Source organism: Rhizobium leguminosarum (assembly GCF_004123835.1).
Classification (GTDB): Bacteria; Pseudomonadota; Alphaproteobacteria; order Rhizobiales; family Rhizobiaceae; genus Rhizobium; species Rhizobium leguminosarum_M.
The window spans coordinates 792850-813565 of the sequence record NZ_MZMU01000012.1 but is presented as its reverse complement, the minus strand read 5'-3'; the positions used below and the strand labels follow the sequence as shown (position 1 = coordinate 813565).

Annotated in this window: 15 protein-coding genes; 2 read left to right on the top strand and 13 right to left on the bottom strand. The window is 61.1% G+C overall.

The features are described from left to right. Nucleotides 1-69: 69 nt before the first annotated feature. The 11 genes from B5P46_RS20805 to B5P46_RS20755 form a co-directional block, all read right to left on the bottom strand. Nucleotides 70-831 (bottom strand): ABC transporter permease, encoded by a 762-nt coding sequence (locus tag B5P46_RS20805; protein WP_129420361.1) that lies wholly within the window; start codon nucleotides 829-831, stop codon nucleotides 70-72. Then, complete coding sequence (locus B5P46_RS20800; protein WP_129420360.1) at nucleotides 828-1754, bottom strand: ABC transporter ATP-binding protein; 927 nt, start codon at nucleotides 1752-1754, stop codon at nucleotides 828-830. The genes B5P46_RS20805 and B5P46_RS20800 overlap by 4 nt, the downstream gene beginning before the upstream one ends. Before the next feature lie 657 nt (nucleotides 1755-2411). Further along, nucleotides 2412-4025, bottom strand: coding sequence for a glycoside hydrolase family 43 protein (locus tag B5P46_RS20795; RefSeq protein ID WP_129420359.1), 1614 nt, complete (start codon nucleotides 4023-4025; stop codon nucleotides 2412-2414). 96 nt (nucleotides 4026-4121) lie between these two features. Beyond that, nucleotides 4122-5153 (bottom strand): L-glyceraldehyde 3-phosphate reductase, encoded by a 1032-nt coding sequence (gene mgrA / locus B5P46_RS20790; protein WP_129420358.1) that lies wholly within the window; start codon nucleotides 5151-5153, stop codon nucleotides 4122-4124. 270 nt (nucleotides 5154-5423) lie between these two features. Next, the gene (locus B5P46_RS20785; RefSeq protein WP_129420357.1) at nucleotides 5424-6557 is read right to left on the bottom strand and encodes a Gfo/Idh/MocA family protein; all 1134 of its coding nucleotides are present in this window, start codon (nucleotides 6555-6557) and stop codon (nucleotides 5424-5426) included. A 9-nt stretch (nucleotides 6558-6566) separates the two neighbouring features. Then, nucleotides 6567-7328, bottom strand: coding sequence for a sugar phosphate isomerase/epimerase family protein (locus B5P46_RS20780; protein ID WP_129420547.1), 762 nt, complete (start codon nucleotides 7326-7328; stop codon nucleotides 6567-6569). 37 nt (nucleotides 7329-7365) lie between these two features. After that, entirely contained in the window at nucleotides 7366-9825 is a 2460-nt protein-coding gene (locus B5P46_RS20775) for a beta-mannosidase (protein WP_129420356.1), read from the bottom strand. 363 nt (nucleotides 9826-10188) lie between these two features. Further along, complete coding sequence (locus tag B5P46_RS20770; protein ID WP_206735380.1) at nucleotides 10189-11280, bottom strand: ABC transporter ATP-binding protein; 1092 nt, start codon at nucleotides 11278-11280, stop codon at nucleotides 10189-10191. A gap of 4 nt (nucleotides 11281-11284) precedes the next feature. Then, nucleotides 11285-12229: a carbohydrate ABC transporter permease gene (locus B5P46_RS20765; protein WP_003540430.1), complete on the bottom strand. Its 945-nt coding sequence runs from the start codon at nucleotides 12227-12229 to the stop codon at nucleotides 11285-11287. Next, a complete protein-coding gene (locus B5P46_RS20760) occupies nucleotides 12222-13127 on the bottom strand; it encodes a carbohydrate ABC transporter permease (protein WP_003540432.1) in 906 nt (301 codons plus the stop codon). Before B5P46_RS20760 ends, B5P46_RS20765 begins: the two co-directional genes overlap by 8 nt. 180 nt (nucleotides 13128-13307) lie before the next feature. Continuing rightward, the gene (locus B5P46_RS20755; RefSeq protein WP_020050309.1) at nucleotides 13308-14543 is read right to left on the bottom strand and encodes an ABC transporter substrate-binding protein; all 1236 of its coding nucleotides are present in this window, start codon (nucleotides 14541-14543) and stop codon (nucleotides 13308-13310) included. A gap of 454 nt (nucleotides 14544-14997) precedes the next feature. Here B5P46_RS20755 and B5P46_RS20750 point away from each other — a divergent pair, with 454 nt between their 5' ends. Further along, a complete protein-coding gene (locus B5P46_RS20750) occupies nucleotides 14998-16041 on the top strand; it encodes a LacI family transcriptional regulator (RefSeq protein ID WP_012757809.1) in 1044 nt (347 codons plus the stop codon). Between the two features lie 57 nt (nucleotides 16042-16098). Here B5P46_RS20750 and leuS read toward each other — a convergent pair whose 3' ends face one another. Continuing rightward, nucleotides 16099-18615, bottom strand: a complete 2517-nt coding sequence (gene leuS, locus B5P46_RS20745) for a leucine--tRNA ligase (RefSeq protein ID WP_129420355.1) — start codon at nucleotides 18613-18615, stop codon at nucleotides 16099-16101. 394 nt (nucleotides 18616-19009) lie between these two features. Beyond that, nucleotides 19010-19918: a LysR family transcriptional regulator gene (locus tag B5P46_RS20740; protein ID WP_129420354.1), complete on the bottom strand. Its 909-nt coding sequence runs from the start codon at nucleotides 19916-19918 to the stop codon at nucleotides 19010-19012. A gap of 173 nt (nucleotides 19919-20091) precedes the next feature. On the opposite strand from B5P46_RS20740, the gene B5P46_RS20735 reads away from it, so the two are divergent. Further along, nucleotides 20092-20706, top strand: coding sequence for a C39 family peptidase (locus tag B5P46_RS20735; protein WP_129420353.1), 615 nt, complete (start codon nucleotides 20092-20094; stop codon nucleotides 20704-20706). Nucleotides 20707-20716 lie beyond the last annotated feature (10 nt).

Below are 20716 nucleotides of genomic sequence, written 5' to 3'. Positions count from 1 at the left end.
GAGCGGAAGAAAAACGGAAGAAACCGATGGTGTCATCGGGTTTTCCGATGGCGCTTCTTCAGGGCCGGATCAGTTCCGCAGCCGGTAGCCGGTCTTGAAGACCCAGGCGAGTGTCCCCAGGCATACCACCAGGAACACCGTGATCATCGCCAGGCTGATCGCCGGGTTGACGTCGGCGATCCCGTAAAAACTCCAGCGGAAGCCGCTGACGAGATAGAGCACTGGGTTGAGGTGGCTGACCGCCTGCCAGAAGGGCGGCAGCATGCTGACCGAATAGAAGCTGCCGCCGAGAAAGGTCAGCGGCGGCACGACCAGCATAGGAATGAGGTTCAACTGCTCGAAATTGCCGGCCCAGATGCCGATCATGAAGCCGAACAGGCTGAAAGTGATCGCCGTCAGCAGGAAGAACAGGATCATCATGAAGGGATGCTCGATCCTGACGTCAACGAAGAGATTGGCGGTCAGGAGGATGATGAAGCCAATGATCATCCCCTTGGTCGCCGCCGCCCCGACATAACCGAGCAAGATCTCCGTCATCGCAACCGGCGCCGAAAGCACCTCGTAGATCGTGCCGGTGAATTTCGGGAAATAGATGCCGAAGGAGCCGTTGCTGATGCACTGGCCGAGCAGCGTCAGCATGATCAGGCCGGGCGTGATGAAGGCGCCATAGGACACGCCCTCCACCTCCGGGATGCGCGAGCCGACTGCAGCACCAAAGACGATGAAATAGAGCGATGTCGAGATGACAGGCGAGATGACGCTCTGCAGCAGGGTGCGGCGCGTGCGCGCCATCTCGAAGAAATAGATCGATTTGACGGCCTCGACGTTCATTTGTCCGCTCCCACCAGCGCCACGAAGATGTCTTCGAGCGAGCTTTGCCGCGTCGAGAGATCCTTGAAATGGATATTGTTCTCGCCGAGCCGGGTCAGCAGTGCCGCGATACTTTCCTGCTCGTTACCAGCGTCGAAATCATAAGTCAGCCGGTTGCCGTCAGCCTCCAGCGTCAGCCCGTTGCCGGAAAAACAATCCGGCAGCCGGCGGAGCGGTTCGGTGAGATCAAGGATGAGCTGCTTGCGGCCCAGCTTGGCCATCAGCGCTGCCTTGTCCTCGACGAGCAGCAACTCGCCGCCGTTGATGACGCCGACACGGTCGGCGATTTCCTCGGCCTCCTCAATATAATGGGTGGTCAGGATGATGGTGACGCCGGAGGCCCGAAGCTCTTCGACGACATGCCACATGTCCTTGCGCAGCGTCACATCGACGCCGGCGGTCGGCTCGTCGAGGAAAAGGATATCCGGCTCATGCGAGAGTGCCTTGGCGATCAGCACCCGTCGCTTCATCCCGCCGGAGAGCTGGCGCAGCATATTGTCCTTCTTGTCCCAGAGCGAGAGCGCGCGCAGCACCTTCTCGATATGCGCAGGATTGGATTTCTTGCCGTGCAGCCCGCGCGAAAAGCTCACTGTATTGAACACCGTCTCGAACTGATCGGTGGTGAGCTCCTGCGGCACCAGCCCGATCATTCCGCGGGTGGCGCGGAAATCCTTCACGACGTCGTGACCGGCGACCAGCACCCGGCCGCCGCTCGGGTTGGCGATGCCGCAGATGATCGAGATCAGCGTCGTCTTGCCCGCGCCGTTCGGCCCGAGCAGCGCCAGGATCTCGCCCTTTTCGACGTCGAGATTGATGCCCTTCAGGGCCTCGAACCCATTGGAGTAGGTCTTGGTGAGGTTCTGAACGGAAATGATGGGGGCCATGCGGGACTCTTGCGGCTTCTCGGAAGTTACTTCGGCCCGCTATATAGTCCCTTTGTAACGCTTTAACATCCTTAAGCCCGTGAACACTGCATTCGCGCTGCTAACACAGTTGGCCCGCTGACCTGCTGACGCGGGCGAAGTAGCCGGCATCGGGTTTTCACAACGAGCAGCCCCTCCGGCGAAAAGAAAGGCAGCGCCGGTTTCAGATGTCATCATCCGGTGATCTTCATGCCCGATAAGGGAGCCGAGGCCAGCACCGGCATCCGCCCCGCCGCCCACCCCTTTGCGGAGCCGTCTCCGGGCGTTCTCGTTACGCCCCTTTTTCGCTGCCTCGGCATGTAGTCAAAGTTATTGTTCAGTCACGAAGTGCTTGGAACCGGCCAGTATCCCCTGTCCAGCCGCGTTCCGTCTTAGCCGGCCCTGCGCCGGCTTTCTTTTTGTGTGCTGGGAGTGCCAGAACGGACATCCCAACACGGTGGCCGCCCTCGCCCTTCGAGGCCCCTGCGGGGCACCTCAGGATGAGGTCGGAGAGAGGTCGCCACTCGGCAAACTTCAGCCTGCCAGATGCAACGCACAGCGATTAGCCCTCATCCTGAGGTGCATAGGCCAAAGGCCGGAGCCTCGAAGGACGAGGGCGGGTGACCAGGCACCCGTCCCTCACAACTCGTCATAAACAAACCAGTCGAAATCCGCGGACTTCGCCCGGCCTGATGTATCGAAGGCAAACACGCCGGCGAAGGCGCCGGTGAAGGAGCCGTGTTCGCCGCGTCCGCCTTCGTCGGAAATCACCCCGGCGTCGAGGACCGGGCCGATCGGCTGCCAGGCGCCCTTGCCTTCGGTCTGCCAGAAGAATTGCAAGTCGTTCTCGCGGATTTCCATGGCGAGTTGGACGCGGCCCTCGGCGGCAATCGCAACGCCGCTTTCGGCGGGAAAGCTGAGGCGTCCGTTCGGGTAATCGCCGTTGCAGGAGAGGATTGTCACGCAGCGGCCGAGTGTTTCGTGCAGCGTTACGGCGACCGCGTGAAACTTGTGGCGGTTGTAATAGTGCGTCAGGCCCGCCACCTGCTGATAGGTGTCGGGCGAGAACTCGATCACGGTTTCGGCGCGGAAACTGTGGTGTTCCTGGCGGCGGGCGACCAGCGACTGTTCAAACCAGGAGCCGATGCTTTCGCGCGCAATCAGACGCAGATGGCCGGGACGATCCGTCAGGTTGAAGATGCGCTCGGGCTCGGGCGTGCGCAGCCACTGGAAATCGGCAGGCAATGTGCCACCGTCGAAGTTGTATTCGCTGCGCATCGGCTTTTCCGCAGGCACCGCGCCGGAGAGGCCCGGCACATCGACATCGGGCACGGTGGTGCCGTTTTCGAGATAGAGCCAGTCGTCGTCACGCCAGACGCATTTCTGCAAGGATGTCTCGCGCCCCAGCGTGCAGCGCCGCTTCGGCGGCAGCGGACGGCCGCAAAGATGGGTGTGATAGGCTTCGCCCTCGGGCGTCTCGACATATTGACCGTGCCCTGCCCGCTGCAATACCGCGCCCGGATGATCTTTGGAGGTGATGAGATGCATGTTCGGATGCATCTCATAGGGTCCCTCGATCCTTCGCGACCGCGCCATGGTGACGGCATGGTCGTAGCCGGTGCCGCCCTCGGCGGTGGTCAGATAATACCAGCCATTGCGTTTGAAGAGATGCGGGCCTTCGACGAGGCCGAGCGGGCTGCCGGCGAAGATGTTCTTGATCGGCCCCTTCAGCGCCCTTGCCGCCGGGTCCCATTCCTGCAGCAGGATGCCGTCGAAGGCCGGCGATTTCGGCGAGCCGCCATAGCTTTCGGTGCGGTGGTTCCACTGCATGTTGACGAACCACTTGCGGCCGTCATCATCGTGGAAGAGCGAGGGGTCGAAGCCGGAGGAATTGACGTAGATCGGCTCGGACCATTCGGCCTCGATCGAAGGCGCTGTGACGATATAGTTCGGCGCGTCCTTGAAACTGCCGTCGAAGCGCTTGACGTCGGTATAGACCAGCCAGAATTGGCCGTTGGCGTAGGAAAGACACGGCGCCCAGATGCCACAGCTGTCAGGATTGCCGCGCATGTCGAGCTGCGATTTCCGCTCAAGCGGCCGGCGCACCAGCGTCCAGTTCACCAGGTCGCGCGAATGGTGGATCTGCACGCCGGGATACCATTCGAAAGTGGAGGTGGCGATGTAATAATCCGCGCCGACGCGGCAGATCGACGGATCGGGGTTGAACCCGGGCAGAATGGGATTGCGGATCATGACAGGGACTCCTCCGACCGGCGGTGCTTTTTGCTGTACGTACATCAGATTATAGCAGAAAGAGGCCCGGAAGACTTGCTTCCGGGCCTGACGTGACTATTCGCGCTCGGCGGACTTGGCCCAGAGGTTGATGTCGGCTTCGCGGGCATAGACGTCGATCTCGGCGAGTTCCTCGACGCTGAATTCGAGATTGTCGAGCGCCTTGACGCAATCGACGATCTGCGACGAGCGGCTGGCGCCGATCAGCGCCGAGGTCACACGGCCGCCGCGCAACACCCAGGCGATCGCCATCTGCGCCAGCGTCTGGCCGCGCCTTTCGGCGATCTCGTTGAGCTTGCGGATATTGTCGATGATCGAAGGGCGGATGTAGTCGCGCTTGAGAAAGTGGTTCTGCGCCGCGCGGCTGTCTTCGGGAATGCCGCCGAGATATTTCGTCGTCAGCATGCCCTGGGCGAGCGGCGAGAAGACGATCGAGCCCATGCCGACCTCATCCAGCGTATCGAGCAGCCGGTCGTCCTCGACCCAGCGGTTGAGCATCGAATAGCTCGGCTGGTGAATCAGGCACGGCGTGCCGAGATCCTTGAGGATCTTTGCGGCTTCACGCGAGCGCTGCGAATTATAGGAGGAAATACCGACATAGAGCGCCCGGCCGGAACGGACGATATGGTCGAGCGCGCCGCAGGTCTCTTCCAGCGGTGTTTCCGGGTCGAAACGGTGTGAATAGAAGATATCGACGTAGCCGAGGCCCATGCGCTTCAGGCTCTGGTCGCAGGAGGCAATCAGGTATTTGCGGCTGCCCCATTCGCCATAGGGACCCGGCCACATGTCATAGCCGGCCTTCGACGAGATGATCAGCTCGTCGCGAAGCCCGACGAATTCGGTGCGCATGATTTCGCCGAAGGCGGTCTCGGCGCTGCCGGGAGGCGGGCCGTAATTGTTGGCCAGGTCGAAATGGGTTATGCCGAGGTCGAAGGCCGTGCGGCACATATCGATTTTGCGGTCATGCGGCGTGTCGCCGCCGAAATTGTGCCAGAGGCCGAGCGAGACGGCCGGCAGCTTCAGGCCGGAACGGCCCGTGCGGTTATATTTCATTTTCGAATAACGGTCTGCGGCCGGTTGCCAGCTCATCTGAATGTCTCCTTGATAAAATAGCTATATGGTCGTCATGCGACATTATCGGCCCAAGAGATTGCCGACACCTGCCCCTCATCCGGCTGCCGCCACCTTCTCCCCGTAAACGGGGCGAAGGGACATCCGCACCGCCTTCCTCAACCTCAACCTCAACCTCAACGCCGCATTTGGCACGTCCCCTCTCCCCGTTTTTACGGGGAGAGGGTTAGGGTGAGGGGCAGCCACCGGCGCGAACCGGACAGCCGCAGGACAAGGCGCGCGTTCTCTCTACTTCAACAGCGCCTGCGCTTCTTCGATGCCAAGGGCGGCCGGTTGCGTGCAGGTCGTGGTCAGGTCGATGAAACGGCCCTCTTGGCCCGATTTCAGGATCGAGGTCATGACGTCGACGCCGTGCAGCGTCCGGTCGAGCGAGCAGCGCGCATCGCGGCCCTCGATCAGCGACATCGCCATGTCGGCAAGCCCGGCGGTGCGGTAATTGGCGCGCGAGCCGTTCGGGCTTTCCTGATTGATCTTGCCGAAGGGATGCTCCCAGGCCTCGAGCGGCTTTATATCCTTGTCGCGGCCGCTTGCCTCGACGGTGCCGCCGAAGAAATTCGGATCCGGCACATAGAGCGAACCGTCGGTGCCGTAGAGCTCCATATTGGCATGGCGGTGCGACCACACGTCCCAGCTCGCCGTCAGCGTCACGGTGGCACCGTTGACGAATTCGAGCAGCGCCTGGATCGTCGTCGGCGTCTTGACCGGGATGATCTCGCCGTTGCGTGGCTGGCTGGTGATGGTGCGTGTCGGCGACGCCATCGAGGTCATGCCGCCGACACGTTTGACCGGGCCGATCAGGTTGATCAGGTTGGCGATGTAATAAGGGCCGAGATCGAGGATCGGGCCGCCGCCCGGCAGGAAGAAGAAATCCGGGTTCGGATGCCACATCTCCATGCCGGGGCTCATCACATAGCAGGCGCCCGAAGTCACCCGGCCGATGCCGCCGTCATCGATGAACTTGCGGGCGAGCTGATGGGCGCCACCGAGGAAGGTGTCGGGCGCACAGCCGACTGCAAGGTTCTTTTCCTTGGCGATGCGGCGGAGTTCCTCGCCCTCTTCGAGCGAAAGCACCAGAGGCTTTTCCGAATAGACGTGTTTTCCGGCCTCGAGGATCGCCTTCGACACGCGGAAATGCGCATCCGGGATCGTCAGGTTGACGACGACGTCGATCTCGTCATTGGCGAGAAGCTCGTCGATCGTCTGCGCTTTGACGCCATATTCCTTGGCGCGCGCCTCGGCCGCCTGCGCGTTGATGTCGGCGCAGGCCAGCACTTTCAGCCCCTTGAAGAGCGGTGCCAGTGAGAAGTAGGTGGTGGAGATGTTGCCGCATCCGATGATGCCGACGCCAAGTTCCCTGGTCATGATGAAGCCTCAGTAGGTCTGGAAGGATGCGATCGAGCGGCTGATATTGCGGTCGATGTCATTCGGGTTATCGTGTTCGACGACATAGTGCTTGGCCTTGGTGGCGCGCAACGCCGTCATCAGCCTGGCCCACTCGACCTTGCCGTGGCCGACATCGGCCCAGCCGCTCTCATCCGTCGCTTCGCCGGCCGGTGCGATGTCCTTGACATGCACGGCGTTGATACGGGATCCAAGCTTCTCGATCCAGGCGAAGGGATCGGCGCCGCCACGGATTACCCAGGCGATATCGGCCTCCCAGGAAATGTCCGGCGCGCCCTCGAAGATACGCTCGATCGGCCGCGAACCATCCTGCAGCTTGAAGAATTCGAAATCGTGATTGTGCCAGCCGAATTCGTAGCCGGCAGCCTTGTAGGGCTTGCTGATCTCCTGCAGGCGCTTGCCGAAGGCGACCCAGCCGGCGGCGTCGGACGGGCGTTCGTCGGCGGCGAGATGCGGCGCATAGATCGAATCCATGCCGAGGATCTTGGCAATGTTCAGCGACTTCTCGACTTCCTTCTCCAGGAAATCGGGGCTGAAATGGCCGGTCGCCATGACCAGGCCGTTCTTGTCGAGATCGGCGCGAAGACTCTTCAGCCCGGCATCATCGAGATCGGCATAGATGCCGCCGAAGCCCTCGACTTCGGCATAGCCAGCCTTGCCGAGCTTTTCGAAGATCGCCGAATAGGGCTGGAAGTTGCGGGCGCTATAGAGCTGGTAGCTAAGTTTCGTCATCATGTTCTCCTTGGGCCTCGTGCCCATTCTTGCAAGATCAATCCGCCGACTGGCAGGAATACAGGTCGTAGAACCGGAACTCCGGAAGCGCGCCACGATCAAGCGGCCGTGCCGGGGTAAAGGTGATGCGGCGGCTCTCGCCGGCCGCAAGATCGAAGGCGTTGTCGGAATATTTGCCGTCGGTCTCGGTCTCGATCATCACGAAAAGCGCAAGTCCCTTCGCGGTGACGTTGATGTCGACGGAGCCATTCTCCTCGACATATTCGTGGGTGACTGTCAGCCCTGCGGGTTCCAGCTCCAGCGCCTTGTAGGTACCGTTGACATGGTGCCCCTCGCCGCCGGTGCCGTTCGACGCGGTGAAGCGCCAGGCAAGCAACGTTCCCTCGGGAATATCGGAAACGTCGATGCTCGTGGCAGTCACGGCCGCATCCGGCGAACATATGGCCTGTACGTCTCTCAGGTGCCGGCGTTCGCCCTTCGTCGTCAGCAGCGAGATCGAAAGGTCGACGCTGACATCGGCAAGCGTGTCGTTGACCAGCGAGAAGCGGACCGTCTTTCCGTCGTCGGAAGGAATGGCAGCGACCGCGACCGGCTGGAAGAAGCGCTTGACGAGATAATGCATCGCCTTCCAGCGGCCGCCATAGTCGAGGCTCGACCAGGAGGCGACCGGCCAGGTGTCGTTGAGCTGCCAGTAGATCGTGCCCATGCAATGGGGTTTGAGCGACCGCCAGTATTCCACCGCCGTCTTGATCGCCAACCCCTGCTGGATCTGGGAGAGATAGACGAAGTTCGGAAAATCCTTGGGGAATCGGAAATAACGGAACATCGTGCCGGCGATGCGCTCGTTGCCGCCGGCATTCTTCTGGTGCAGCTCCATGACCGGGGAAGCGACGTTCATGTCTTTCGCCTCGGCATAGGTCTTGATTACAGGCAGCGACGTATAGGACTGGAAGCCGAATTCCGAACAGAAGCGTGGACGCACCGAGCGGTAATTGTCGAACGACTTGTTCTCGTGCCAGACCGACCAGTAATGCATGTCGCCGGACCCGTCCGCATGCCAGGCATCGCCGAAATCGAGATAACCGGAAGCCGGGCTCGACGGCCACCAGAGCGCGCCGGGCAACGCCTTTTTCACTGCCTGCTCGATCGTGCGGTTGAGGCGATCATAGGAGACGAGATAGCGGTCGCGGTCCTTCCGCGATTCCTCGAACCAGGTGAGCGCTCCGACCAGCTCATTGTCGCCGCACCAGAGCACGATCGAGGGATGCGAGGAGAGCCGGCGCACCTGGTAGTCGACCTCGATCGTCACATTGTCGAGAAAGTCCTCGGTCGAGGGATAGAGGTTGCAGGCGAACATGAAGTCCTGCCAGACCATGAGGCCCAGCCGGTCGCAGAGATCGTAGAAATGATCCTGCTCATAGAAGCCGCCGCCCCAGACACGGATCATGTTCATGTTGGCGGCTTTCGCCGATTGCAGCAAATCTTCGGTCTTTGCAGGCGAAGACAGCGAAAACAGCGCGTCGGCCGGGATCCAGTTGGCGCCGCGGCAGAAGATCTCACGGCCGTTGACCTTGAAGGCAAAGCGGCTGCCGGCCGCATCCGGCGTGGTGATCAGCTCGACGGTGCGAAGACCGATCTGCTTGGTCACCTCATCCGTCGGCAATTCGACGGAAAGCCTGTAGAGCGCCTGCTCGCCGCTGCCGGAAGGCCACCAGAGGCGCGGATTGTCGATATGGAAGAGGTGGTTGACATGGGTCTCGCCGTTGACGCCGACATCCAGGCGCACGCGCTCGCCGTCGAGGTCGAAATAGACCTGGGCAATGTCTGGCCCCTTGGAAAACAGCGTCGCCGTCACTTTGAGATCGACCGAGCCGTCGTTATTGTGGGTCTGGCGGGTGACGACGTGTTCGATGCGCGCGGTTTCGAGCTTTTTCAGCGCGATCGTCCCGTAGAGGCCGAGCGGCGCAATGGCAATGTTCCAGTCCCAGCCGAAATGGCATTGCGGCTTGCGCAGCATGTTGCCGTCGGGGATCGGCGAGTTGCCCGTGCTGTAGGGAATGTAGAAGGGCTGCTGCTTCTGTCGCGCAGCAGCAATAGCGATGTTGGAGGCAAAGACGATGCGAATGCTGTTGTCGCCTGATTTCAGCATGCTGGAGACATCGGGCCGGTAGCGGCGGAAGCTGTTGTCGGCTTCGAGCGCCAGAAAGCCGTTGACGTGGACGCTGGCAACCGTGTCGAGATAATCGATATCGAGATACCAGTCGCCCTCGACCTCTTGAAGCGTGAAGCTGCGCTCGACCGCCCATTCGCGCTCGGCGACCCACTGCACCTTTTCCTCGTTGCGGCCGAAATAAGGATCTGGGATCAGGCTTGCGCGGTGGAGCGCGGTGTGCACGTCGCCCGGCAAGATGATCGCGGTGCGGATCTCACCGTCGACGGAGGCAAGCTGCCACGAACCGGAAAGGTCGATATTGGGAGTAATTGATCGATGCGTCACGATATCGTTTCCGATTTACGTTTTTGAAAGAGACGGCGCATGGTCGTCGTCCGGTAGCTGTCGTTTCGTGAGGGGCCGGCTTGGCTCCCTCTCTTCTCCCCAGCGGGGAGAAGGTGGCCCGAAGGGTCGGATGAGGGGGCCGCACGGCACGCCCTTCATGTTACCCTTCGCTTGCGCTCAACACCTTGGTCTCCTTCTGCCCACCCCATCCTCCGTCATCCTGGGCTTGACCCGAGGATCTACACCGCATCCACTAACAGCAGCGGCCATAGATCCTCGGGTCAAGCCCGAGGATGACGGAGGGCGGAGTTAGCCTTCTCGCCAAACTCGTCCCTGGCCAGTGGCCCCTACCCACAGAACCTCTTAAAGACGCAACTCGCTCTCGGCATCGAAGACCGAGGCGACCGTCATGTCGAAGCTGAGCTTCACCTTGGCTCCGACGTTGAAGCGGCGTGCGCCGTTGACACGTACCGACATCGTGTGACCGGCATGTTTCAGCCACAGCAGATTGTCCGCGCCCATCGGCTCCTCGATATCGACGGTGGCGTCATGTTCTTCGCCGCCGGTATTCTCGTTGACCTTGATGTGTTCTGGACGAACGCCGAGCACCACTTTGCGGCCGGGCTGCAGCGTCTCGCTAGCGTCGTAGGCAGCGAGCGAGAAAATGACGCCGTTGGCCAAAAAGGCAATGTCGTCGCCTGATTTGACCAGCTCGCCGTGCAGGAAATTCATCGACGGCGAGCCGATGAAGCCGGCAACGAAGAGATTGCGCGGCCTGTTGTAGATCGTCGTCGGATCGTCGAGCTGCTGGATGATGCCGCTCTTCATGATGGCGATGCGGTCGGCAAGCGTCAGCGCCTCGATCTGGTCGTGGGTGACGTAGATCATCGTGTTCTTCAGCGACTGGTGCAGGCGCTTGATCTCAACGCGCAGCTCCGAGCGGAGTTTGGCGTCGAGGTTGGACAGCGGCTCATCGAACAGGAAGACGTCGACATCGCGCACCAGTGCCCGGCCGATCGCCACGCGCTGGCGCTGGCCGCCGGAGAGCTCGGCCGGCTTGCGCTTCAGCAGCGGCTGGATCTGCAGGATTTCGGAGGCACGCGCCACCCGCTTGTCGATCTCGGCCTGCGGCACCTTGGCGACGCGAAGACCGAAGGACAGGTTCTTCTCGACGGTCATCTGCGGATAGAGCGCATAAGACTGGAACACCATGCCGATGCCGCGGTCCTTCGGCTCTTCCCAGGTAACGTTCTTGCCCTTGATGAAGATCTGCCCTTCCGAGGCGTCGAGCAGGCCGGCGATGCAATTCAGCAAGGTCGACTTGCCGCAGCCGGACGAGCCGAGCAGCACCAGGAATTCGCCGTCGTTGATGTCGAGATTGAGATCCTTCAGCACGCTGACCGCACCGAAGTTCAGGGACAGATCCTTGATGGAGACGCTTGCATTCATATTCATGAGATCAACCCTTCACTGCGCCGGCGGCGATGCCGCGGACGAACAGCCGTCCCGACACGAAGTAGACGATGAGCGGCACGAGACCGGTGAGGATCGTTGCCGCCATGTTGACGTTGTATTCCTTCACGCCCTGGACGGAATTGACGATGTTGTTGAGCTGCACGGTCATCGGATAGGTATCCGGCCGGGTGAAGACCACGCCGAACAGGAAGTCGTTCCAGATGCCGGTCACCTGCAGGATCATCGCGACGACGAAGATCGGCAGCGACATCGGCAGCATGATCCGCAGGAAGATCTGCCAGAAGCCCGCCCCGTCGACACGCGCCGCCTTGAACAGTTCCTCCGGCAGCGACACGAAATAGTTGCGGAAGAGCAGCGTCAGGATCGGCATGCCGAAGATCGAATGCACGACGACGAGGCCGGTCAGCGTGCCGTAGATGCCGATTTCGCGCAGGATGATGACGATCGGATAGATCATCACCTGATAGGGAATGAATGCGCCGACGATGAGGATCGAGAAGAAAAGCTCGGATCCTCTGAAGCGCCAGTTTGCCAGCGCGTAGCCGTTCACAGAGGCAATCGCGATCGAGATGATGACCGACGGCACCGTGATGCGAACCGAATTCCAGAAGCCGCGCGACAGGCCATCGCAGTTAAGCCCGGTGCAGGCCTGCGCCCAGGCTTTCACCCAGGGTTCGAAGGTGATCTCCATCGGCGGCGAAAAGATGTTGCCGAGACGGATTTCCGGCATGCCCTTCAGCGACGTCACGACCATCACATAGAGCGGCAGCAGATAGTAGAGCGCGGCGATCGTCAGTGTGCCATAGAGCATGATGTTGCGCGCCGACACCGCCGGGCGCGGCCGCGGGCCGCTGGGGCCTTCGCCGAGTTTCGGCGCGACGGCGTCGATGCCGGCTGCCGTGGTGTTGAGAGTTCCTACATCAGCCACGCTTGCGCCCTCCGCCGAATTCCAGATAGGCCCACGGAACGATAATGATCGCGACTGTGACGAGCATCATGGTCGAGGCAGCAAAGCCCTGCCCCAGGTTTTGCGCCTGGAACATGTAATCGTAGACATATTTCGCCGGCACTTCCGAGGAAATGCCCGGTCCGCCCGATGTCTGCGCGACCACGAGGTCGTAGACCTTGACGATGCCGGAGGCGATGATGACGATCGTCGTGATGAAGACCGGCCGCATCATCGGGATGACGATGAAGAGATAGGTCCTCCACATCGGAATGCCGTCCACACGCGCCGCTTTCCAGATGTCCTCGTCGATCCCACGCAGGCCGGCAAGCATCAGGCACATGACGAGACCCGTTCCCTGCCACAGCGCCGCGATCAGAATGCCGTAGATGACGATCTCAGGCGTATAGAGCGGATTGAAGGTGAAGCTCGTCCACCCGATCGAGCGCACCACCGCCTGAATGCCGAAGTCAGGGTTCAGAACCCATTGCCAGACGAGGCCCGTCACGATGAAGGACAGTGCAAAGGGATAGAGAAAGATGGTGCGGAAGGTGTTTTCGAAGCGGATTTTCTGGTCCATCAGCGCAGCGAGCATGAAACCGATGACCAGGCTGAAGATCAGCGAGAGGATGCCGTAGACGGCCAGATTCTCGATCGCCGTCACCCAGCGGGGTGCCGCCCATAGGCGCTCGTACTGATCGAAGCCGACAAAGCTCAACCGCGGAAGAAGTTTGGAATTGGTGAAGGAATAAAAAACCGTCCAGAGCGTGCCGCCGACAAAGATCACCAGCGCTGTCAGGATCATCGGAATGGACGCAATCTTGGCATTCAGATTGCGCAGTAACTTGTTTGGCCGGCCTGCTCGCGCTTGACCCGTCATAAACACTTCTCCTCAATCGCAATTGCGACAAGTAACAAAACGGCAAGGCGCCGCCTGTCGTCCCCACCTCCGAACCCGTCGAAGATACCGGAGGGACGCCGCCACCCGCCGGACCATCACCGACCGTCGTACCGATCCGGCCCCCATGGGAGCCGGACCGCAAGGCAGCAAGTCTGCAGATCAGTCAGCAGAAGCGATGATCCCGGCGAAACGCTTCTGAGCGTCTTCGGGCGTCATCGACGGATTGGCGAAAAATTCGGAGAAAAGGTCTTCCTTCTGCTTCTGGCTGTCGGCCGAAAGCAGCTGGTCGGTGCCTTGAATCACATTGCCCTTCTGAAGGATTTCGAGACCCTTCTTCATGCAATCGTTGGCGGCAGCAAGATCGACGTCACCGCGAACCGGCAGCGAACCCTTCTTCAAGTTGAAGGCAACCTGGGTCTTGGGATCGAGCAGAGTCTTGGCAAGCACGCCTTGCGCCTTGGACTTTTCTTCGTCCTTCAGCAGCGGGAAGTAGAAGGCGTCGCCACCCGTCGAGATGATCTCGTTCACGCCGAGGCCCGGCAGGCAGGTGTAGTCGGTGCCGGCCTTCTGACCGGCCAGCGCAAATTCACCCTGCGCCCAGTCGCCCATGATCTGGCCGCCGGCCTTGCCCGTGATGACAAGGTTGGTGGCCTGGTTCCAATCCTGGACGTTGCTGCCTTTGGCCATACGCCGAGCGTCGTCGGCGGCCTTGAACACCTTGGCGATTTCAGGACCGGCAGCAACTTCCGCATCCTTGTCCTTGAAGACCTTGTTGAAGGTATCCTTGCCGGCAACGGCAACCATCAGCACGTCGAAGGCGCCTGTCGCCTGCCACGGCTGACCGCCGACGGCAAGCGGAATGATGCCGGCCTTTTCGAGAGCCGGAGCCGCAGCGACGAACTCGTCCCAATTCTTCGGAACTTCGACGCCGGCCTTCTTGAAGGCGGCGTTCGAAAGCCACAACCACTGCCAGGAGTGGATATTGACGGGAGCGCAGTAGATCTTGCCGTCGATGGTGCAGGAATCGAGCAGGCTCGACGGACGAATGATATCCTTCCACTTCTCGGCGGTCGCCACGTCGGTCAGATCGCGCATCAGGCCAGCCTGGACGAGTTCCTCGGCCTGGCGCCCATGGTTGAATTGCGTCGCGCCCATCGGGTCGCCGCCGGTGATGCGGCTGATCATGATCGGGCGAGCAGTGCCGCCGGAGCCGGCGATCGCGCCGTCGACCCAGTGGTTACCGGTGGCGTCGAATGCCTTGGCGAGCTCGGCGACCGCTGCAGCCTCTCCGCCAGAAGTCCACCAGTGGGTGACTTCAAGATCGGTGGCATTGGCGGCTCCCAGCGGAAGCGCGACCGAAGTGGCAAGCAGGGCGGCCATTAGACGGATTTTCATGAGTTTTCCTCCCTCACTGAAACGTTGCCGGAAAAACTTAGATCAATCGATTTCCTCACGCAACTGCCCGCAGGCAAATTTTTCCGTGATAACCGGAATTGCTACTTCTGCCTGTTTACATCAGGAGCATTGCATCCCCTTGAAACGATACCCGGCCGCGCGTTCTCGCACATGCGTTTCCACTTTATCAATTTGAATTTGCGTAATAATTTCACACAAGAAATTTAGCCTTCCAATTCCATCTCTTCGCAATCGCAATAAAACAGAGCACGGATTGCCGATTCAACCTATACGTACAATGTTGCAATGCACACAACAAAAAGCACTCGACATTTCTACTGTATCGTTACAGATTGCATTCTTCAGGGAGGTGCGATTTTGGCATGCGGCGGGCTTACGACGCTGGAAAAAGCCTCTATAAGCGACACCAATTCGCGCAGGACGGCCTAAAGGGATGGAAAACAAGGGAAATTTCGGGAACGCGGCATCGACGCCGGCAGCGCGCGAGCGCCCGACGTTGAAGACGATCGCCTTCATGACGGGCCTTGGCGTGACGACGGTGTCGCGCGCGCTGAAGGATGCGCCGGATATCGGGGCCGAAACCAAGGAGCGCGTGCGCATGGTCGCCCGCCAGCTCGGCTACCAGCCGAACAGGGCGGGTGTGCGCCTCCGTACCGGCAAGACCAACGTCATCGCCCTCGTCCTCAGCATCGACGAGGAGATCATGGGCTTCTCGAGCCAGATGGTCTTCGGCATCTCCGAGGTGCTGTCCGGCACGCCCTATCATATCGTCATCACGCCGCATTCGCACAGCAAGGACCCGATGCTGCCGGTGCGCTATATCCTTGATACCGGCTCGGCCGACGGCGTCATCATCTCACGCATCGAGCCAGACGATCCGCGCGTAAGGCTGCTGAGCGAGCGCGGCATGCCCTTTGCCACGCATGGGCGCACCGATGCGGGTCTCACGCATCCCTTCCACGATTTCGACAACGAGGCCTTCGCCCATAAGGCGGTGGAAAAGCTGGTCAAGCGCGGCCGGCGCCGCATCGCCCTGCTGCAGCCGCCGAGCAAGCTCACTTACTACGCCCATATCCGCATCGGCTTCCAGACCGGCCTGCATGATTACGGCGCCGAGGAAGTGCCGCTGCGCATCAACACCGACGCCCCGCTCGCCGACATCCGCGACGTCGTCGAGGTGATGATGCGCTCGGCCAACGCACCTGACGGCATCGTCTGTTCAGCCGGCAGTGCTGCAATCGCCGTCAATGCCGGGATCGAGGCCGCCGGCAAGGCGCTCGGCCGCGATCTCGACATGGTCTCCAAACAATCGGTACCGATCCTGAACTGGATCCGCCCCGAGATCATCACCGCCCAGGAGGACGTCCGCCACGCCGGCCGCGAAATGGCCAAAGCCGTCATCGCCCGCATCGACGGCGTCGAACCGGAACTGCTGCAGAGCATTAGTCAGCCGACCTGGCCGGAGAGTGGCAGGTAGGCGGTCGGTTGAAGGAACGGACCGTCGGGCTCAAATCCGACGATCCGCTTTGGATCATCACCGGTCTTCGACGACGAAATTCACCAGTCGCCCCGGGACCAGAACTTCCTTGACCACCGTTTTGCCGTCGAGCAAGGCAATGACGGAGGGTTCGGATCGCGCCGCTGCCAGCAGCGCCTCGCCGAGGTCGGCGGCGGCTTCGAAGCGGTGGCGAACCTTGCCGTTGATCTGCACCACATATTCGCGGGTCTCCATCTCGATCATCGCAGGGTCGAAGGTCGGCCAGGAAACCCATGTCAGTGTTTCCCCGTGACCAAGCTTGCTCCATAACTCCTCCGCGATGTGAGGCGCAAAGGGTGCCAGCAACAGCACGAATGTCTCCACCACTTCGCGCGGACGCGCTGCTTCCGCCGTCAGTGCGTTGGCCAGTTCCATCAGCCGGGAAACCGCGGTATTGAACCGAATTGCTTCGATATCCGCCGTCACGGTCTTCACCGTCTGGTGGCGCAAGCGCAGAAGCTGCGGGCTGGAGGCCGCCTCCAGCACCACTGGAGACAATCCGTCGCTCTCGTCGCAGACAATACGCCAGGCACGCTCCAGAAACCGACGCACGCCGATCACGCCAGCGGTCTGCCAGGGTTTTGCCGCGTCCAGAGGTCCCATGAACATCTCGTACAGGCGCAAGGCGTCGGCCCCGAATTGATGGACGACATCGTCGGGATTAACAACGTTCAGCTGCGACTTCGACATCTTCTCGACGGCGCGCTGCACTTCGACCGATCCAGCCAACCATCTGCCCTCCTCTTCGACGACGGAAGACGGCGCGTAATACCGGCCCGCCGCATCGCGGTAGGAATGAGCAAGGATCATGCCTTGGTTGAACAACCGCTGGAACGGCTCTTCCGTCGAAACGACGCCGATGTCGTAGAGCACCTTATGCCAGAAGCGGGCATAGAGCAGATGCAGGACCGCGTGCTCGGCGCCGCCGACATAGAGATCGACCGGCATCCAATAGCGCTCGGCCTCGCGCCCGACGGGTTCGCTGGTGTTCTCCGGATCGAGGAATCTGAGATAATACCAGCACGAACCCGCCCATTGCGGCATCGTGTTGGTCTCCCGCCGTGCCGGAATGTCGGTGCCCGGCACGATTGTTTCGACCCAGGACTGCGCACGGGCAAGCGGCGGTTCGCCATCTGGCGCCGGAGCGTAGTCTTCCAGTTCAGGCGGCAGCAGCGGCAGGCATTCCTCAGGCAGCGGCATCACCGAGCCATCCGTCAGATGCAGCACCGGGATCGGCTCACCCCAGTAGCGCTGGCGGGAAAACAGCCAGTCGCGCAGGCGGTACATGACCTTCGGCCCGCCTGCGCCGTTCGCCTGCAGCCAGGCGATGATGGCGTATCTCGCCTCCGGCGAGCCCAGGCCATCCAGGAAGCCGGAGTTGACCATCACCCCCTCGCCCTCATAAGCCGCCTTTTCGATATCGTCCTCGCTGTCGATCACGCGAATGATCGGCAGCTCGTGCGCATGGGCAAAAGCGTGGTCGCGCGCGTCATGAGCCGGCACCGCCATCAGGGCGCCGGTGCCGTAGCCAGCCAGCACGTAATCGGCCACCCAAACCGGCAGCCGGGCTCCGTTGGCAGGGTTGATCGCATAGGCGCCGGTGAAGACGCCCGACTTCTCGCGCCCGGCATCGGCCCGCACCGTCTCTTCCAATCCTTCGGCCTCGGCAATATAGGCGGCCACTGCCTCGCGCATTTCCAGCTGGACGATGGCGGCAACTGCAGGATGCTCCGGCGCGAGCACGATATAGCTTGCTCCGAACAGGGTCTCGGGGCGCGTCGTGAAGACGGTGATGACCTCTTTGCCGTGCTCGAGCGGAAACCTGATTTCGGCGCCCTCGGAGCGTCCGATCCAATTGCGCTGCATGGTTTTCAGGTTTTCGGGCCAGTCGAGGCCGTCCAGCCCCTGCAGCAGCCGATCGGCATAGGCCGTGATGCGCAGCATCCACTGGCGCATCCTGCGGCGAATAACGAGATCGCCGGTCTCGACATAACGCCCGTCCTTGACCTCCTCGTCGGCAAGCACTGCGTTCTGGGCCGGGCACCAGTTGACCGCGATCTCCGCCTGATAGGCGAGGCCCTTCTCGAACAGCTTCAGGAAGATCCACTGCGTCCAGCGCACATAGGCGGGGTCGGTCGTGGCAAACTCGCGGCTCCAGTCATAGGAGAAACCCAGCCTCTGCACCTGCCCGCGAAACGTCTCGATATTGCGCTTCGTCGTGATATCGGGATGCACACCAGTCCGCATCGCGTGGCGCTCCGCCGGCAGGCCGAAACTGTCCCATCCCATCGGATGCAAGACATTGAAGCCGCACATGCGTTTGTAGCGGCACGTTATATCAGTGGCCGTATAGCCGAGAGGATGGCCGACATGCAGGCCCGCACCGGAAGGATATGGGAACATGTCGAGTGCGTAGAATTTCGGTCTGGCCGGATCGATTTCCGCTCGGAAGATATGGTGGTCGGCCCAATAGGCCTGCCATTTCGGTTCGATCTTTGTGGGATCATAAGGCATGCATTACTCCTGGCACCGGCCGGCTTTGCGGCGGCGTGTCCTGAAAAGTGGAGGCGTTCTTTGGTTCAGGAGCAGCTACGGCTGCCGGTGCTCCGGTGACGTCCGGCAGCCGCGGCTAAGTCGAAACGCGTGCGGAGTTGCGACGCAGAACGTCCGCACGACGCTCCGGACGAAAAAAGCGCGATGTGGCTTTTGAAACGATCTGGTGTTCATGGACGGTGGCTCAAGGCAAATAAGGAGAAAGCAAACGACAGTGTTAACCCGGCTCCGATCAGGAGGCCGTGGTGGTAAGTCGTGCGTCGCGTGCGCGAACGTCTGCTGCTTGAGTTGCCATAGTCATGAACCAAGAGTGCCCGATATGATCGCTCCTGCCAAGAGTGCATTGGCGCGAAAATCAGGATCTGTTCAAATCCCGCGGCGCGCTCTTTACCAGTTGATCGAGCACCGCGGCGATCTTCGGGTTACGCGCCTCGCCGCGCCGGCTAATCGCATAGATGCTCCGGTAGGTGGATGGCGCCAGCGGCTTGACGGTCAGGCCTTCGCCAAAATCTCGAAGCGCCAGTCCGGGCATCACCGAAATCGAACATCCGGCTTCGACAAGCGCGAACACGACTTCGAAACTGTCGCTAAAACCGTTGATGACGGGCTCGAAACCAATATCGCGGCAAGCCTGGCGGATGGCCATGGAATAGGCGCTGGAGGCGACGTCGAGCGCCCAATGTTCATCTCTCAGCTGTGCGAGTTCGATGACGGGGTCGTCCTCCAGCCTGTGGCCTGCGGGCAGAAGCACGAAAAGCTGGTCGCGGCACAGAAACAGCGTGTCGACCGTGCCCTCCCGCGTGTGCGGATCGAACGATATGTCGTCGGCAATGACGATATCGGCCTGCCAGGCCCGGAGCGCTGCCAGGCCTTCGGCAGGTCCCATCGTCGTCATGACGATGTCGAGATGCGGATGGTCGATGGCGAGCTGGCGCATCGCGGCCGGAATGAAGGAGGACGCCGCGGAGGGTTGGGCGGCGATCCGGAGGTCCCCGGCGACGATGTTCTGCAGCTCGGCAATATCGGTTTTGGCTTCCTCGACGACGGCGAATATCCGGTCGGCATGCAGGACGAGCCGCTGGCCGGCCGGTGTCAGCATCACCCCTCGCCCGCGCCGCTCGACGAGCGGGATTCCAACCTCGTCCTCCAGTTGGGCGATCTGCTGGGAAACAGCCGATGAGGAGATACCCAGCGCGTCAGCGACCGCCGCCATCGTCTCGCGGCGCGAAAGCTCGCGAAGTGTGCGCAATCGGAAGAAATCCAAACCTGTTTCTCCGGATGATCAATCGGCCATAATTTCTAACCTATATGCTGACTTTAATTAAGTGGACCTGAATAAAAAGCCATCCTACCCTTGGATTCTCACGCGGGCATCGGTTCAAAAAAAGCCAAGATTGCCCGCCATCTCATGAGACGAGTCGCGGGGATATCGACAGGATGCAGCAGAGCGGCGTGCCTTATTTCAGCCAATGGGAAACACCCGGCATGACGCTGCCGGTGCTTGCCGAGGGATCGCAGGCCTTGCTCAACGATCCGCTCTGGCGCCATTCGGGAGCCGCAACGATCGAGGAATATGCGCGCTGGGCGGTGAATGTCTGCGGCATGGCCTGCCTGAAGATGATCCTTGCCGCCCGCGGCGAGATCCATCCAACCCTTGAGCTTGCCCGCGACTGCACCGTCTATGGCGGTTATGTCGTCAACGAGATCGATGCATCGATCAAAGGGCTGATCTACGCGCCCTTCGTCCGCTTCGCCGCCGACCGTTTCGCGCTTCGCGCGGAGACGATGACCGGCGTCGAGACATCGGCCATTCCCGACCTTCTGTCGAGGCGGCGGTTTTTCATCGCCTCGGTGCATTCGGGCATCCGCTGGCCGGAGCGCGAGCCGCCGTCGAAGGGCGGACACCTGGTGCTGGTGACGGCAGCCTCGCAGGAGACGATTCGTTTTCACAACCCGTCCGGCCACGACGAAGCGAGCCAGGCCGATGTGACGCTGCCGCTTGCCGTCTTCGACCGCTTCTTCGCCAATCGCGGCATATCGGTCGACGCCTGACCCTTTTCAA

Coding starts and splice junctions, on each gene's coding strand:
- B5P46_RS20735 (WP_129420353.1), top strand. CDS start 20,092: ATGCAGCAGAGCGGCGTGCCTTATTTCAGCCAATGGGAAACACCCGGC.
- leuS (WP_129420355.1), bottom strand. CDS start 18,615: ATGCCTTATGATCCCACAAAGATCGAACCGAAATGGCAGGCCTATTGG.
- B5P46_RS20780 (WP_129420547.1), bottom strand. CDS start 7,328: ATGACGAAACTTAGCTACCAGCTCTATAGCGCCCGCAACTTCCAGCCC.
- B5P46_RS20785 (WP_129420357.1), bottom strand. CDS start 6,557: ATGACCAGGGAACTTGGCGTCGGCATCATCGGATGCGGCAACATCTCC.
- B5P46_RS20770 (WP_206735380.1), bottom strand. CDS start 11,280: ATGAATATGAATGCAAGCGTCTCCATCAAGGATCTGTCCCTGAACTTC.
- B5P46_RS20760 (WP_003540432.1), bottom strand. CDS start 13,127: ATGACGGGTCAAGCGCGAGCAGGCCGGCCAAACAAGTTACTGCGCAAT.
- B5P46_RS20755 (WP_020050309.1), bottom strand. CDS start 14,543: ATGAAAATCCGTCTAATGGCCGCCCTGCTTGCCACTTCGGTCGCGCTT.
- B5P46_RS20795 (WP_129420359.1), bottom strand. CDS start 4,025: ATGATCCGCAATCCCATTCTGCCCGGGTTCAACCCCGATCCGTCGATC.
- B5P46_RS20750 (WP_012757809.1), top strand. CDS start 14,998: ATGGAAAACAAGGGAAATTTCGGGAACGCGGCATCGACGCCGGCAGCG.
- B5P46_RS20805 (WP_129420361.1), bottom strand. CDS start 831: ATGAACGTCGAGGCCGTCAAATCGATCTATTTCTTCGAGATGGCGCGC.
- B5P46_RS20800 (WP_129420360.1), bottom strand. CDS start 1,754: ATGGCCCCCATCATTTCCGTTCAGAACCTCACCAAGACCTACTCCAAT.
- mgrA (WP_129420358.1), bottom strand. CDS start 5,153: ATGAGCTGGCAACCGGCCGCAGACCGTTATTCGAAAATGAAATATAAC.